At 49.0% G+C, this 16,738-nt stretch carries 6 protein-coding genes; all 6 read right to left on the bottom strand.

Going from position 1 to position 16,738, the window contains the following annotated elements; all coding sequences use genetic code 11:
- Positions 1–136 precede the first annotated feature (136 nt).
- The 6 genes from DWX33_RS02365 to DWX33_RS02340 all read right to left on the bottom strand — a co-directional run bounded on the left by DWX33_RS02365 (position 137) and on the right by DWX33_RS02340 (position 16,725).
- Complete coding sequence (locus tag DWX33_RS02365) at positions 137–1,408, bottom strand: ATP-binding protein (RefSeq protein WP_087343644.1); 1,272 nt, start codon at positions 1,406–1,408, stop codon at positions 137–139.
- A gap of 239 nt (positions 1,409–1,647) precedes the next feature.
- Positions 1,648–3,066 (bottom strand): calcineurin-like phosphoesterase family protein, encoded by a 1,419-nt coding sequence (locus tag DWX33_RS02360; RefSeq protein ID WP_087343647.1) that lies wholly within the window; start codon positions 3,064–3,066, stop codon positions 1,648–1,650.
- Between the two features lie 38 nt (positions 3,067–3,104).
- Positions 3,105–6,275 (bottom strand): TonB-dependent receptor, encoded by a 3,171-nt coding sequence (locus DWX33_RS02355; RefSeq protein ID WP_122379773.1) that lies wholly within the window; start codon positions 6,273–6,275, stop codon positions 3,105–3,107.
- A 169-nt stretch (positions 6,276–6,444) separates the two neighbouring features.
- Positions 6,445–7,095: a hypothetical protein gene (locus DWX33_RS02350; protein WP_122379772.1), complete on the bottom strand. Its 651-nt coding sequence runs from the start codon at positions 7,093–7,095 to the stop codon at positions 6,445–6,447.
- A 197-nt stretch (positions 7,096–7,292) separates the two neighbouring features.
- Entirely contained in the window at positions 7,293–11,498 is a 4,206-nt protein-coding gene (locus DWX33_RS02345) for an MBG domain-containing protein (protein WP_147425490.1), read from the bottom strand.
- Position 11,499: 1 nt separating this feature from the next.
- Positions 11,500–16,725: a hypothetical protein gene (locus DWX33_RS02340; protein ID WP_122379770.1), complete on the bottom strand. Its 5,226-nt coding sequence runs from the start codon at positions 16,723–16,725 to the stop codon at positions 11,500–11,502.
- Positions 16,726–16,738 lie beyond the last annotated feature (13 nt).

Raw genomic sequence — 16,738 nt, 5'->3', positions numbered from 1 at the left:
TCGTATTTGGGGATAAGCTGTACGTTTGCCCGAAAAAAGTGATTCTCGGGCAGTTGAGTTTACAAATTGACAAAATGCCAAGGTGCTTTTTTTGTGAGCTTATAGGAAGGGCTAGATCCGAAAACAAACCTTGATTTTAGAGAATGGCATGGGATAAATTCCATGCTTGTACGTGCTTTATTCCTTCTTTGGAAGGAAGCGGCAAATCATCGAGCGAGACAACGATCTTCTCGTAATTATCCTCAATGGCCTCTAACGAGGCATATTCCCGTTCGATGGTTTCTTTGTCGATTAGTAAATAAGTGGATTGGAGATAGATAACCCTCTCTCCTTTGATAGCGACGAAATCCACCTCTTTGTTCTTTATGCTGCCTACGTATATTTGATAGCCGGCCCTTAATAAATCTAGATAAATGAGGTTTTCTAGTTTATACCCAATGCCGTAGCCAAAGCCTTGATATAAATAATTGTTGAAACCTAGGTCATTGATGTAATACTTACAATTCCCGGCGATGGTCTCCTTTCCCTTGATTTGGTATTTCTCGACTTTATGTACCAAAAAAGTGTCCTCTATGTAACTAATGTAGGAGGCGATCGTATCATAGCTGGTCTTCCTTCCCGAGCTCTTGAAATAATTGGTGATATTCCGAATTGATATTAAATTAGATGCGTTATTTACCAGATAGACAAAAATGTCCTCAAGCAACTTAGCGTCTTTTATGTTTTGTCTTTGTATGATATCACGTAGTAATACGGTGTCTTTTAATGCGGATATATAATTTCTTTGTACTTCTGGTTGAGATAGATGGTATAATTCAGGCATACCACTACTTTGCATATATTCTAGGTAGTGTATCTTGTTATTTTCTTTTTGGGTGATTCCAAGAAACTCTGTGTATGAAAAAGGATAGATGGCAAATTCCACATAACGTCCGGCTAATAACGTGGCGAGTTCTCCAGATAGCATTTTAGAGTTGGAACCACTGATGAATAACTCATATTCGGCGGTATAGTCCTGTGAGTATGAGTTGGCGAAGCGTTCCCATCCCTCTACATTTTGGATTTCGTCAATGAACAGATAGATACGACCTCGAGGATTTATTTGTTTTAAGTAGAGATTAAACAGGGAATCAAGATCTTCATTGGTTTTCAAAAAATAAAAGGCGGATAGCTCACAGTTAATGAAGAATATATTTCGGGGATTTACTCCACTATTGGCGAGATGGCTAGCTAACTGACGAAGGAGATAGCTTTTCCCTACACGTCGCTGTCCTACCAAGACTTTGATTAATCTGTTTCCGGTGTAGGATAATATCCTATCTAAATAATCTTGCCGTTTATAGCCTGTTGGAAAATCGTTTCCACCCCATAGGTTATACTTCTCTAATGTCTTAAATCTATCGTCCATACTCGAAACTTTTGCGTAAAAGTACAAAAGTTTCGAATGAACTCGAAACTTTTCCCGTTAAGAATAGGATATACCCTCAAAAAAATAACGGCAACCGCCTTCCGCCGAAAGCCAAGTTGCCGTTCAAAGTTAGGAATAAGGTTTGGTTTGTTCCTTTGTAATGATTCTAACATTAATATGTAATGAGAGTTTTCTACATTTTATCGATACAAAAGTAAATGCCACTTGTTACGATTTGATTACGGGAGTGTTACATTTTTAGTAAAGGTCTCGCCAAATCGGTTGATAACCTTGATCCGTACGTCTTTGACTCCGGCAGAAGGGTGGCAACGGAATAAGTGCGATGTATGATATCCAGAAGGTTTTCCGTGCATGTCGATATAGTCTTGGTCTTCATCATCGAATTGCTCCATGCGACCTTTCTCTATGCCGTTTTCGCTCCATGTAACTTGGTAGGTCGGGTCCCAATCCCATACGTTCACCACTAGGTAATCCGCTTGTGATTTGAACTCATTCGGCCTATAAACCCTGAATTGATAATCCGAATCATGGCCGGTTGCCTTATAATACCAAGTAGCGGCATTCCCTTTCACCTCAACGACCAGATAACCGTTCGGGGCGCCGCACCGATTTACATGGCCGGCCCACCAAGCTCCGCAAGCGGCTCCGATATTATGCTCGTACAGATTCGGTGTGACTTGGTTGTTCTCGAAGAAATGCGTATGCCCGGCGAAGATATGGACATTATAAGGGCTGACGATCTCTTTCAGGCTCTCAGCGTCCTCGGCGTTTCCTCCCCCTTTATCCGTCTGGTTGAATACCGGGGCATGTACGTTGATAAATACAAGTGTCCCGGGTTTAACGTAACTCAGGTCGTTTTTCAGCCATTCCAGTTGTTCCTTTCCGAAGCGTTCGTCATATTTCTTGTCTTTATAATAATCAATATCTTTTAAGGTGATGATATGTGCATCCCCGACATTGAACGAATAATTGTAAGGGCCGAAATGATCCTCGTAGATACGCTCCGCATAGCTCTCCTCGGTTACCTTTTGATTGGATAAGGCCGGGTAACGTAAGTCGTGGTCGTGATTGCCGATCACGGAGAACATCGGGATGCCTAAGACCGAGACCGCTTCCTTATAAGGAGTGAATAAATCCATGCGATCCCAAGTAATGTCTCCCAGCGCCATACCGTAGACCTCTTTTCCTTGGTAGCGCTCTATAGTCTGCTTCAAGTCGGGGACGGTCTCTTCACGGAAACGTTTCATCTGCCGTTCGTCGATGGTCTGAGGATCGGAGATTGCCAAGTAGACAAACCCGTCGATTGGCTGTTTCCTAGGGGTGAGCGTAAAATCATGTTCATTGATCTCCTTACTTTTATCAAGTTGCTGATAGAAAAGATCCGGTATACCTTTTGTTTGCTCGATCTCATAGTCACCCGGTACGGAGAGGTAGACAAAGCGGCTTTTGTCCAGATTCGAATCTAGGCTATATTCTCCCCGCTCATTTGTTTGCGTGAAATTATAACCATCCGTAACGACTACACCTTGTAGCGGTTTGCCTGCCGTATCGGATACAGTGCCTCTTACGGTAGCGGCTTGCGCTATCCAAGTGGATAACGCAAGTAAAAGCGTGAATGATAAGAATTGTCTCTTCATCGTAATTTTTTTTATGATTTGAATATAGAATATGTTAGTTAGAATTTATAACGTACGCCGATTTGAATCTGCCAAGGGTTTCCGTTCATATTGGATACACCCGTGTTTTTGTTTACGTTATATACGTATTGCTTCTTCTCCGCGTCAAAACTCTTGATGGAGTAGATATTCTGCTTGCCTAGATTATGTCCGGCACCCCAGTCCTTGTTCAGCATATTCAGGAAATTGAAAAAGTCTATCGAGGCCTCGATGGAATGAGTCTTATAGATCTTGAAGTTCTTGTTCAAGCGCAAATCGAAAGTACCGTAGAAGCCATTTACGCCACCGTTACGCTCGGCAACCTTCCCATAGTTTTTACGGATATAATCTTTTACGCTCTTCTCCGCTTCCGGATTGTCTAAGATCGCTTGGATACCCTCACGAAGATATTGAGGCGTATTACTATCGTTCGGGTCATAAATATAAGCCAAGTCATTAGATGATACGAAATCACCGTTCATATTACCACTAACCGCTAAAGAGTAACGGGTCCCACCGATCCCGGAGAAACGCAAGCCTACGCTGATCCCCCAGAAAGAAGGAGCCGTACCGTAGAATACGACCTTATGGCGGAATTGGTTGTCCGAGTAAGTCATGGTACTCAAATCACGAGGATCATCTTTTACCATCAAGGCTAGGGTCGCTGTATTCGCTACGTTTCCGTTGTAAGAGGTGTTATCCTTGGAATCGTTCCACGTATAGCTGAAAGAAAGTTCGCCATCCTTGAAATAACGCCAAGTTCCATCTACGACGAACGCGTATTGGTTGATTTTTCCATCGCTGATTAATTCCAGCACACGGCCTACCTTATCACTTTTACGTCCTTGCATCCAGTCGGTAGCTCCGTTCTCGGTATTGATACTCTCGGCGGGGACGAACACGCCACGATTCCCCTCTGCGGCGATACGGAAGTAAGGCTCGTCCACCATATTACGGTCTACGTACATATAATTATGGCGTGCCCAGTTGGCGTAAGCACTGATACCTACCCGCAAGCGATCGGAGAAGAAATGCGTGTAGCTGGCGTTCAACTTATATACTACCGGTACACGGGCATCCTTACTATTCATATTGATCGTGCTGATCTTTTGGATATTCGGGTTGTTGAATAAATCAACGCCCGGAGCGGTAGAAGGATCTTTTCGGTATGCCGGGAAATTCGGTGTCGGAACCAAATTGCCTTGTATATCCACGGACGCTACCTTCGTACCGTCGAACAGCATATTGTTGATCATCGAATAGTTGTTTAAATCCGAACCGAAGATACCGGCGCCAAGGCGGATAATATCTTGATGTTTATCATTCACGTCCCACGTGAATTGAACGCGGGGTTGCAACTGGAAGGTGGAGATTACGTTGTCTGTACGTAAGCCTAGTTCGTCATAAACGGTCTGGTTAAAGTTCGCATGGTTGAAATAGCGGGTATAATCCGCACGGATACCGGCCATGACCTCGAATCCGGTGAAAAGCTTCGTTTGTAATTGTCCGTAGATAGCGGAGTTCAAGGTATTCATCTTTACGGTAGGATCATCTACCAAGGCGATTTCCCGGGCATAGCGGTAAGGAGTCATATTCTCGAAATTATCCAGTCCCGTGAAATAAAACCGTCCGTTCATCTCACTGCCGTAGAGTGATTTCATATTGGTGTACATGAAGTCCGCTCCGAATGTATAGTTGATGCGGTCCGTATTATAATACATATTGTCTACCAATTGAAGTACATTATCCTTGAAATGTTCGGGAGCGTAGCGTTGACCTCCAAGTTGGATGGAAGTGTACATGCTCTTGTCACCAGATATAGATTCCACGTTCTCTACGATTGCTCTTGGGATATTAGAGCTTGGCAATTGCTTGTTCGGGGTCGTGGCCTCGTAAACCAAGAAATGTTGAAGCTTCAACTCGTTGGTCAGCTTTGGGCTTAATACCGAGCGTAAGGTAGCAAGTAAGCTGTTGTTATGCGATTTGCGATCGATCCAAACCTCGTAAAGATTGATACTGGAGTTATCGCTCTCGCTCTGTTTATTATCCTCGTTGATGAAATTATTGCGAATGGTTAACAAGTTGGTTGCGTTCAACTGCCAGTCGATACGGGCGAAGACCGCGTTCGTCTGCTTCTTCTTACCGAACTCCCCGAATTGAGGCTCATTCGAGACTCCGTATTTAGTACGGGCGATATCCAGATAACGGTCTAGCGTAGATTGAGTGACATTATAGCGAGACTCGTCCGCCGCCGTCTTGATATCCGCTATATAAATCGGACGGGAATCCTGTTGGTGATCCCATACGACATAGAAGTGCGCACGGTCTTTCACGATCGGACCTCCCAAAGAGAAACCATATTGATAGGTAGAGAAGTCGGAAGTCGATTTATTTCCCCGTATATCATAGGAACTGGATAACCAATCGGCACGACCGAATCCGAATACACTTCCGGTGAAAGTATTGGTTCCTGATTTCGTGACAGCGCTCACGGTGCCGCCCCCGGAACGTCCGTTGGTCACGTCATATTGATTGGTTACCACCTCAAACTCGCGGACGGCTTCCATGGATATCGTATAAGCGCCGGAAGTCGTTCCGCTCGCTACGGTTCCTTTAGCCGTCATACCGTCGATGGTGTAATTCGTTGAGGATGATAATTGCCCGGCGATATTTCCTCCGCTACTCAATGGCGAGAGATCCATCAGGGAGGTGAAGTTACGGCCGTTTACCGGAAGCTTCGTGATATTTTGAGCGGAGATAGATGTTGCCGCGCCGATCTTCGGAACCATGTTCTTCAAGGAATTAGCGACTACCTCGACAGCTTGGATCTCCACCGATTCCTCCGCCAGCTTGAAATCCACTCGAAGCATATCCCCTTGGTTCAATGCGTATCCTGTCTTTTTCTGTTCCCCATAACCGATATAAGAAGCTGTAACGGTATAAGGAGAACCTAGCGGAAGCTGCTTGATGGTGTATTCTCCTTTATCGTTCGTGATAGAGCCCGTGAAGAATCCGGTAGATTCATTCTTGACTTGGATCGTGGCTCCGATCACTGATTCCCCTTTATTATCCACGACCGTACCGGTGATAATGGCTTGCGTTCCTTGCGCGAATAGGAGAGCCGGTAAGCAATTAAAAAATAACAAACAGGCAAGTAACCTGCAAGTAATTCGTTTGTTAAACATCCTCATAACAATCTTTTTAAAATTAAACCTAAATATCTTTTACGGCGCAAAAGTAAGTGTCTGGTTTTGCAAAGAGATTACATCCGTGTGTAGGTTTAAATAAAGAAAAAAGCCTAATGAAGGATATCCATTAGGCTCAACGAGAAAATTATAAATGTGTCTATAAAGAAGAAGGTTAGTCCTCATCCAAAGTCTTGATAATGCTAGATGCTATCTTGGATGAACTCTTGCGGCTGCTCTTTCTGAGTTTATCCGGATTCTCAAGATTCATACAGGTAAAGAAGTTATTCCCCCGATATACCTCGTTTTTATCTTTATCGAATAGGGTATAGCTGACGATATGGAAAAGTGTGCGCAACGGTTGGTCTTGCCATTTAAGATAATGCTGGTTTAATACCAGCAGATAATCAGCGTCGGCATTATCCAATACTTTTTGTAACTCTTCGGTCGGCACGGCTGAAAGATCGGAATAGCAATCCTCGCTCTCCCCGTTCACCTTGATCTCATTCAGTACCTGTCCGGTCACTTGTGTAGCGTTTGCCGGAATAAACTTGCAATCTCCGTTATTTACGGATGCGGCGATATTCTCGGCGATGATCGTATTATACGTTTGGTCGATACTATCCGCTTTCATACCGGTCTCTTCGGCGATCATCCCATTGTAGAAATAGTTTGATTTCACGTTATCGTGCAAACCTACGATGAGGATTTGCTTCGCATGATAATTGTCACCTTCCTTCTTACTTTCTTTAGCGTTCGCTGCTATAGAAGCTACGGCTAAAAAGAACATAACCGTAAAGATTCTGATTTTAAATAACCTTTCCATGATTCTTCTATTAAACTTTATGTCTATTAATTTCGGAGACAAAGATATTAGCGGGGTGTTGCAGGGATATTACGGTTGTATAAAGTAATAGTTACTTAATAATTGAAGGTGTATCAAAAGGTATCCCTTTTCTTTGGGGTAGGGGGTAGGGATACCTTTTGATGCACCTTCAAATGGGTGAGGGTAAGATCGCTTTATCAGAAGCCGTTTATGGCGATCTTCTCTTTTCTGACGTGTCCGTTTTGATATATCTCCAAGAGGTAGACACCTGTCTGTAATCCTTGGATCAAGGTTTGCTCGGAGACTCGATTTTTGAAAACAAGTCTTCCGTCTGCCTTATATACTTGTAAGAGGATATTTCCCCGATATGGCGTTACCTGTAGGTACCCATATCCGGATGAGATATGGCAGGACTCTTCCATGGATATCGACTGGTTCGAGGTCGGGATGGAGAAAGTGGCTACGATTAAGGAGTCCGCCCGCACGTTCTGGAATACGTAGCTAGACGGCTTGCCGATACTCTCCAGACTTGTTGAGTCGCCGATACAGACATCCACGATCTGACCCTTATTCTCCTTGCGAATCACGAAACGATGGTTGCTTCCTTCCGTGACTCTGACAATTGTCGGGCTTACGGCTCCCCCCTTGCCCTCGGCTATGGATCTCAATGTGTATACGGGTATTCCCGGTTGGGAGAAGACCACCTCGATCGAGGCGTCTGCCTGTATATTGTTCAGCGTATAGTTACGTACGGCTCCCACGCTGTTGCCGTTCAAGCGCACGTCCACGATTTGCTGTCCGCTTCCCGGCGTGATGGTGAAAGACTGGTTATCACCCCAACGAACCTTGCTGGTCTCAGGCGATACGGTGCCTAGCCCAGTCTTGGATACCCAGACTGTATAGGTGCCTGTACCCGGTGTCGGGTCTGTTCCCGGATTGGGATTCGGGTCTGGATTTGGATTGGGGTCTGGGTCTGGTTTTGTACCTGTCCCGGTGAAGACGGCTTTGATAGTCGCCGAGGTGTACATCTTCCGTACGATCGTGTATTGCCCGGCGATGGCCTTGGCGGTATAGTCGGCGTCACCGATATGGAGTTGATACAGCCTCATGCCGTTATCCGGTCGTGTCTCGATACGGATCTCCGTTCCCGGATCCAGTAAGCTACCGCTGGGAATGGGGGACTCGTCCAATTCTTTCGAGATTATGAGCTTGCCGCCTGCGGGTTGGCCGTAGGTGATCAAGACCGGGATTGGCTCGCTGCCTTGGATTATATGCACCGGAACCGACTGGTCACTAATGCTATAATAGTTGATCGTGTTGGCAGGAGTGAACACGACGGGCTCCTCCGTATTGTGCGAGATCGTTTTCTCCGGCTCCGCCCATACGAAAGTACCCGGGATCGTTCTTGTCCCGTTCACGGTCGCTTCCCCTCCAGATAACCGGGAATCCTCCAGTGGAGCTCCTACCGGTATCACGGAGGCGGTTGGGAGCCGGGTGATCACGGGCGATGCCTTGCTGACGGTCAATGACACGGTACGGCTGTAGGCCTTATAGATCTCGTCTTCCGGGCGGGTTACGATCACTTGGTAGGTACCGGCTTCCACCGGGATCACGGCATTCTTGTCCTTGTCGAGATATTTAATTTGGAAACCCTTCAGAGCTGGCGTGGATGACACTCCTACCAGTTTGGGCGTTCCGTCGTAGACACAAGGAGAGGGTACGTCAATGGTGACCTTCAGCGCATCGGGGGCTGTGGGATCACTGGGATTTGCCGGGTCCTCTTTCGGTATGAACCGTGCGGTGACCTCCATGTCTTTCGAGACTCGGATCGTATAGGGGCTTTGGGCATAGGTTATGCCCTCTATCAGAAAGCCTGCGAAACGATGCCCGGTACCAGCTATTGCTTTTAGGGACAGCTCCATATCCTCATAGAACGGTCCTTCCTTCGGATACCACAAGGAGCCTGTCTGGTATTCCACCGAGCCTTCCCCCTCGGTCGTGACCCTTATCTTGTAGGTTGACGGCTGTTCCGTTCCCACTTGTATCCGTACCTTGGCGGATGCTGTGAGGAAGTTCGTCTCGTCTTTTGGTGTGAAGTGTACCTCCTCCATGGAGGACCGGGTAACGGTCAGCCGGTTGCCTTGCGCTAGGGCGGAGACCCATGTAAAGGTTCCCTCCACCGCTTTGCCTAGGTATTCGGCCTCGCCGCCTTGCAATACCGCCGTGGTCTTGGGCTGGTTGCCCAAAACCTGCTCCTCTGAATACTTGATATCCGTAAGGCTGACCGGGGCTTTCCGTATTTCCAGCCCGGCGGGTATTGTCTCGCTGAAAGCCGGGTAACGGTCGTCTGCCGGGCGGTCGATGTATACGTCATAGACACCTGCGTTTACAGGCTTCACGTACTTATCCCCTTGCCGGTATCGTATCGTGATCTTGTCCATCAAGCCGTCCGGCAATGCCTTCAGCGTGAAGGACCGCTCTTTCCGGTCATAGGTTACGGATTGGGGTGACAGGTCAATCCCTAGGGGAGATTCCGGATCGGGATCGGACGGGTCGGTATTGGTACCGATCTCGGTTTCCCGTTTAAACTCGGCGTATAGGCTAAGGGGGGCGGTGAGGGAGATTCTCCGGCTGTCGGTGATATCTTGCGGCCCCGCCCAGATATGTGTGAGCTTGTAGCCTTGTCCGGGTGTGGCGGTTATGCGGATATCAGAACCGTGGGGATAAACTGAGCCCGAGAGAACGGGAACTCCATCTATAGTCGCGCTTAAGGTACCTCCTTCTGGAGTATCGATATGAATGGTATATCGATTTGGAGTGAAAGTAGCGGCGAACTGTGTCGGGGCGTTTAGCACATACCCACCCATATTCAAGTAGCCGGTTGTTTGGAAACGGATCGGGTTCCCATTGGCTGTTAAGGAACTGAGTTGTTCGGCTTCGGTATTCTCTGCCATGAGTGTCAGGAGAGTCCCCTCTTTGACGAGGTTATTGTTGCTGATTGCTTCCGAACCGTTCATGACTGTCAATGTAGAGGGGAAAGTAACCCGGAAAAGTTTTTTCCCGTCTTCGGGGTCAACCGCCTCCTCTTCTTTCGGGATAGGTTTGAAACGTGCGGTAAGTGTCGTGGCGGCAGTGATCGTAAGTTGGTTGCCGGATAAGGCTGCGGCGGGAGAGACTGAGTAAGCGTCCAGTATCTTCCCCTGCTTCGGGGCGTTCCCGAGCGTGAGCGTTGTGCCATAGGGGTAGGTACCATTCTTGGCGGTGATGCCGTCGATTAGAAGCGTACCATCCGCCGGATCGGGTGAGGCGACGGTCAGCGGATAGGAGATCGCTTTCCAGATCGCTTGAATGGAAACGTCTTCCGTTATGGTCACCACATCACCTTTTAATGATCCGGTCGGTGCCACGCTATACTCCTTCAGTTCATGCCCTATCCGTGGAGTGGCCGATAGTTTTAGGATGGTGCCATATGGCAATGTATGTGTTCCGTTTCCCAAGCTTGTATTTCCATTTTTTACCGTAAGAAGCCCTCCATCGGAACCGGTCTGGATCGTAACCGTATAGCTTGCCTGTTTAAATGAGGCGGCAAAGGTGACATCTCCGGTTATCGTATAGGTATGTCCGCTGATCCGTATCCCGTTAGCGGTAAGTTTGTCGCTCTCATATCCCTCAAGGGCCTTGGCCTCGATAGAGAGTTGACTTCCATAGGCGATCTTATCGCCAGAAGACAAGGTATTGCCATCCGGCCCTTTCACGATCAGGTTTCCTTGCTCGGAAGCCTCCCATGTTACGGTATGTTGCTTTCCCCGAAAGATCGCTTTCACGGCATGATTTGCCTTGATGTTTTCCAATAGGTAGGTACCCTCGGTCTTACCCCGTAAAGCCGGGTCAAGGGTACCGTTATCGATCTGTATTCCGTCGATCTCGAATCCGGTATCGGCCGTAAAAGTGAATAACTGATAGCCACCCTCATCGATCGTTGCTGTAGCCGGAATGATACATCCACCTGCCCCGGCTATACCGGTTAAGGTAAAGCGGGAGGCACGGAAGGTGGCCTCTATGCTGTGGCTGTTGTCGCTCACCTTCCTGAAGGTATAGGTATAAGAGGTAAGCCCTTTTTCAAGAAGGAGCGCTTTCCCATCCACTAGGACTTGCTCGATCGTGTAGCCGGGATTGGAGGAAATGGTGAACTTCTGGTCATTTCCCGAATAAAGGGTGACCTTCCCATCTTTCCCTTTCGGCAAGATCGTGCCATTCTCGTGTTGGGTTACGGTGATATACTTCTCTAGGGTAGAGGGATCATCGGGGCCGTCCGGTCCTACGATATCTTGTGCCACTGTCGCATAGCTCAGCATAAGCAGGAATAAGCACAGGATTCCTTGTATGATTGTTCTTGGTCTCATGTTATCTGATATGAATTTTAGTCTGATTGATAATATAGTTGCCGGTAGGTAATGGTATGCGGGTCGTCCCGATAGCTACCTGCCGTTTAATGATTAATTGCCCGTTCAAGCTATATATACTGATCTCGGAGGCTTTACGGCTCTCTATTACGAGTGTCTCCCTCTCGCCATATAATCTGTAATCGGATAGACTCTCCTCTTCCGCTACCCCTATCTCATTGCCAGTGGGTAGACCGGCTAAACGGAAACTGGCATTAGCGGCAGCGAGTCCGGACTCTACCAGCAGATAAGCGGTAAATGGCCGTATGCTCCGGGGCTTTTCCGTGGATACTCCATCTTGCCGGATGAACTCCTGACCTTCTTTGTCCAATAGGTAGAACGAGGTGGTCATGATTCGATCTCGGAGCGTTCCGGTAGCCATTAGTTCCATCTGCTTATTATCCGGTAACGTGGCCGGTAGAGAGGCCCGGTTGAGGAACTGGTTGCCTGCCGAGATAAAGATAAGCCGTCTTCCGGTATTTCCTCCCTCGGTGGATAGGTCTTGCGGTACGGCGATGATATACCCTTTATTCGCCAAGATGCGCTCCTCGTCTACATAGGTAAACGTGTGGTCGTCCTGTAATGATTTCAGCCAAAAATGCCCACCTGTACCGGAAGCTAGGTATGGGGAGAGGGAAACGGACTGTCCGTTTATCTCCGCTGTGATATCTCTCGGTTCAAAGGGGAGCGAGAAGGTCTCCCAGCGATTCGGCTTATCGAAGCTTTTTTTATAGCGGATACCTTCTGTTGCCAATATGCGGTCTCCGGTTACGAGTTGTGAACCGTCTCCCAAGGTTAGGCGGCGTATAGTCCCTAATTTTCCTTGGGTGTCGATTGTCAGTGTTACGCCGGAGGCGATCTCTATGTCCGCATCCTTGTAAGTGGCATCATTCCAAGTCTCGTTATCGTTTACCAAACGGAAAGGATAGGCCTTCAATATCGTATCGTGCCCTGTGCCAAAAGGTCGTACGAGAGCCGTATAAGGGACGTTATCCGCCACTATCCGTAAATCTTCCTCTTGGATTATCTCGGGTAACCAGAAATAGGCGGTTCCGTCTAGGTACGACAACTTTCCTTTATCCCCGGAGGTCAGGAAATGATAGGACAGATGATCCGTATCCCGTACGGACAGCCCATCTATCATCATCCGGTATACCTTGCCGCCGTCATGGATTACGGTAGCGGCCAGACGAACCTCTTTGGCTATGACCAGATCCCCGTCAGTCAGGAAGGTTCCGTATACGATTCCCTTCCCGGTCGGGTCCGTGATCCGGAGAGAGGCTTTGCTGTTGATATCAAAGGCCGCGTCAGCGGTGGCGGCAAGGTTGTGCTCTCCTAGGTCGATCGTTATTTCTCGGGATATCATGAGGGTTCCCCGCAAGGTAATGTCATGTGTCAGGTTGATGATTCCGCCTCCTGCCTTGTTCGCCGCTTCTATGGCGCTTGCCAGCGTGGGATAATAAACACCGTTGAGGGAGGCCACGTTATTGCCTGCTTCCATATCGAACTGGTTGTTATGGGTAGCCTGCACGATCACCTCGGTAAGCGTCTTGGTCTGTTCCGGCTCGGGACGGGTTATGGTCGCCTTGAGATCGTGTGTACCGGTCACGGGCTCCAGCCAAGCGTAACCTACCGCTTGCCCTAGTGAATTCTTCTCTCCGATAAATCGCAGTTCTCCGCTTTGCGTGTCATATTGATAACGGGCGGCCTCGGTACCTTCCGGCAAGAAAAGGCGGGTACGATAAACGGTTACGCCATCCATGCGTACGAGGCCGGAGATCGAGATCTTGGACGATATATTTACATCCTTTGTTACGTTCAGGTTCCCGGCGAGGGTTCCTTGCCCGGTATCACTGGTAAGCGTAAGGCTCCCGGTTCCTTCTGTCCGCAGCGTGGCCGCCCCTTGTGCGGTTAGCGTATTCCCTTGCAGGTTTAACGTGATTTGTTGGCCGCTAGCAGCGGAAAGCGGTGAATTGAAAGTGGTGCTTTGCTCTAAGGTAATGACCGCCTGTCCGTTACCGGCATGTGCGAAAGCCTCTTCGAGGGAGGTATAGGCTTGGTTGCCGACCCGGGCTATGAGATCCGGTTTCTTTACCGTTACCGTATTACCATGTGAGGCCGATATTTGTACGTCGGTAGCCGTATAGGAATCGCCATCGATGATAAGGCGCAGGGTTCCATGTAGGGTACTGAGAGGTAACCAGAGGCAGGCCGTGTTGTCCGACAAATAACATGTTTGCGTTTCTTCCCCGTTCCATTGCCAAGAACAGAGTCTGTCGGAAATAGGCGCGTCGCTTTTCACGACCGCCAATACGCGGTACAGCAAAGGATTGCTACCATCGGCGGAAGAAACATTTCCGATATTCCCAGCCGGGATATCCCGTCCGATATATACGTTCCCCCGGATGCGGAAATTCCCCTCTATACGTCCTCGTCCTTCCTTGTCGCCTATAAAGAGGTAGGCGTTAGGGGCGGAGGCATCCAGTACACAATTTGTGGCGGTTACGGTATGCCCGTCCAGCAAGAGTTCGGTATGTATATCCTTACCGATCGTATGGGTGTGCGTTGTCTGTCCGCTGAATTGTACGTCACGGCGCAACCTCAACCGGCTTTTATCCATGTTGCCAGCTGCGTTCAAGGCCTCGTGGAAGGTTTCGTAAGGAATCCCTTCAGTAGGCTTGTCGATATCCTTGCCATCCGGGAATAGGATCGCTTCCGTATCTCCCTCTTTCAAGGAAATCCGGTTGTCGTGATGGGGTAATATGCTGACATCGTATTTCGTTTTGCTTTGTTCCTTTCCATCGCCACCGGTAAGGAGCAGGGTGAGAGGAGCGGCCGCATGCGCAGGTTGCCAGAGATAAGCTACCGGTTGCCCGCCTTCGTTCAGCTCGTATAAGGGCCGTGCCTTCGTCTGGTCATAGCTGTAGCGGAAGTTACTGCCGGAGGTAGGTAGCTCCACGCGCATCCGGTATGCCTGGCGTCCGTTCTCTAGGATAGCGGCGGTAAGAGCCACGGTATTATCGATGATTACGGTGGAGGAGACTTGTAAGGTTCCATTGATATCTCCGTTGTAGATGTGCAAGTTTCCAGCCCCCGTGAACGCGGCCTTGCCGGAGCAGGCCAACTGTTGTCCGTTTAGGTCGAGTGATAACGTGAGATCATTACCGAAACCGATATCTTGGGTTAGGGAAGTTCCTGCGATCAAGGTAATCTTATCCTTATCCTTGGCGGCGTTGAACGCCTCCTGTAACGAGCTGTACGAGGTATTGCCGATCTTCGCTACCACACCCGGTTTCCGCAGGATGACTGTGTTCGAGTGCGTACCGCTGATCGTTACGCTAGTTGTCCGGTAGGTCTTATCGCCTATTCGCAAGGTAACGTCCCCTTGTCCGGTAGGTAACCACAGGCAAGCGATATTATCCCGGAGATAACAAGTACCTGTCTGTTCTCCCCATGTGTAGGGATAGATCCCGTCGGTGGGTTTCTGGTCACTCTCTATCGTGGCGAGCAGGCGGTAGAGTTGTGTGGGCGTATTTCCCTGTTGCACGACTCCGATATTGCCGGCTATCGTTTCCTTGCCGATATACACGTCTCCGGCGATACGGAGATTTCCGGTGATGCGCCCGGTTCCCCGGTCGGAGTGGATGATGAAGGCGGCTCCTTCCTCGGAAGCGTCCAGCAAGCTGTTGGAAGCGGTTATGGAATGGCCGTCCAAATGGAGAGTCGTTATTACGTTCTGATTGAGCTTGTGGGTGTCATTGCTACCGAATTTCACGTTACGGCGCAAGAAGAGATGGCTCCCATTTTGCTGGGTAGCGTCACTCAAGGCATCATGGAAGGAGGCGTAATCCGTTCCCGTACCTGTACCTTCGGCGTTATTGTACAGGCTTGCCTCGATCGCTCCTTTACGGAGGTCGATGGTGTTGTCATGGTTCGTCTGAATGGCTATATCGTAAAGCGTAACAGCCTTCCCGTCGTAGCTGAGGACGAATGTCGCCGGGCTGTGTGAGACCATCCAGCGATAAGCGATAAGCTCGCTTTCCTCCATGGAAGGGGTGAGTGCCTGTCCGGTCTCGTTGGCGTAGGTATAGGCCACGGTTTTATCTTTAGCATCAGCGGGCAGGATTAGGCGGGTACGATAGACCTGCTTTCCATTTCTTAGGATCGCAGCCGTGAGGGGTACGGAACCCGCCACTTGGCAACGATCGTTTATAGAGAAGGTACCCGTTACCCGTCCTCCGGCGGTTGTCCCCTTCTCGATAGTGAAGCTGCCTCCCTCGCCCGGTTCCATTCCGGCTACGCCGGAGGACGAGAGGGTGAACCCGTTTAATTGGAGGACGATCTTCCCGGTCGGTTTCACCACCTCGTTCAGCACGGCGTTATTGATAAGCGAGATCGTGCCTCCCGTCTTTACGGCATCTATGGCTTTCCCCAGTGTCTCGTATACGTTCCCGTTCACTTCCGCAACGTTAGTTACGGTACCACTGCCACTATCTTGTTTGGCGCAGGTAATGACTGTGTTGGCATGGAGCGTGACGGCGAGGGGAGCCGTAGCGTAGCTCTCGTTAGTCCCCCCCTTGGGGATATAGCTGAACTGGATCGTTTGCGTGGCTACGCTTTGCGTGAGCCAGCAACAAAGGACACCGTCTTTCTGCGTGAAACGAGTCACGGTCTGTTTACCGTACGTAAGGTTACTGACCTCACCGTCATTGGAGGGCAGTTGTACCAATACCCGGTACAGGTTGACGGCGGGCCGGGCGGCGTCCAGCACGCTGATTCCCGTAAGATTCACGTCGGCCCCTGCGAAGAAGTTACCTTCGCCGCCCAGTTTGAACGAGCCGCTGTGCCGAATCTCCGGTTGCCCGGTCATATAGAAAGTCTTACCCTTACCGATGGTGAATTGGGCGTCAGTGGTAAATACCAGTGGTAGGCCACCTAGGGCCAATGTGGTCGTATAATCCACCGTTACGGCTTTCTTTACTGTAGTACCGTTCACCAAGGTGATGATCTGCCCGTCTTGATTCAAATCCTCGAAAGCGGCTTCCAGCGAGTTATAACTCTTGCCGCCCATCGTAGCGATCTCCCAATTGAAATCAGGCCCCTCATCGGGTGGTACCAGGGTACCTTGTGCGTGACCCCGCAGTAGGGCCACGCAAAACAGGAATAGATATATCAGTTTTCTTCTCATCTTTACTCGTATT

The organism is Parabacteroides sp. AF19-14 (assembly GCF_003635485.1).
GTDB lineage: Bacteria > Bacteroidota > Bacteroidia > Bacteroidales > Tannerellaceae > Parabacteroides > Parabacteroides distasonis.
The sequence above is the reverse complement of the archived record's forward strand: the minus strand, read 5'-3'. Positions and strand labels throughout refer to the sequence as shown.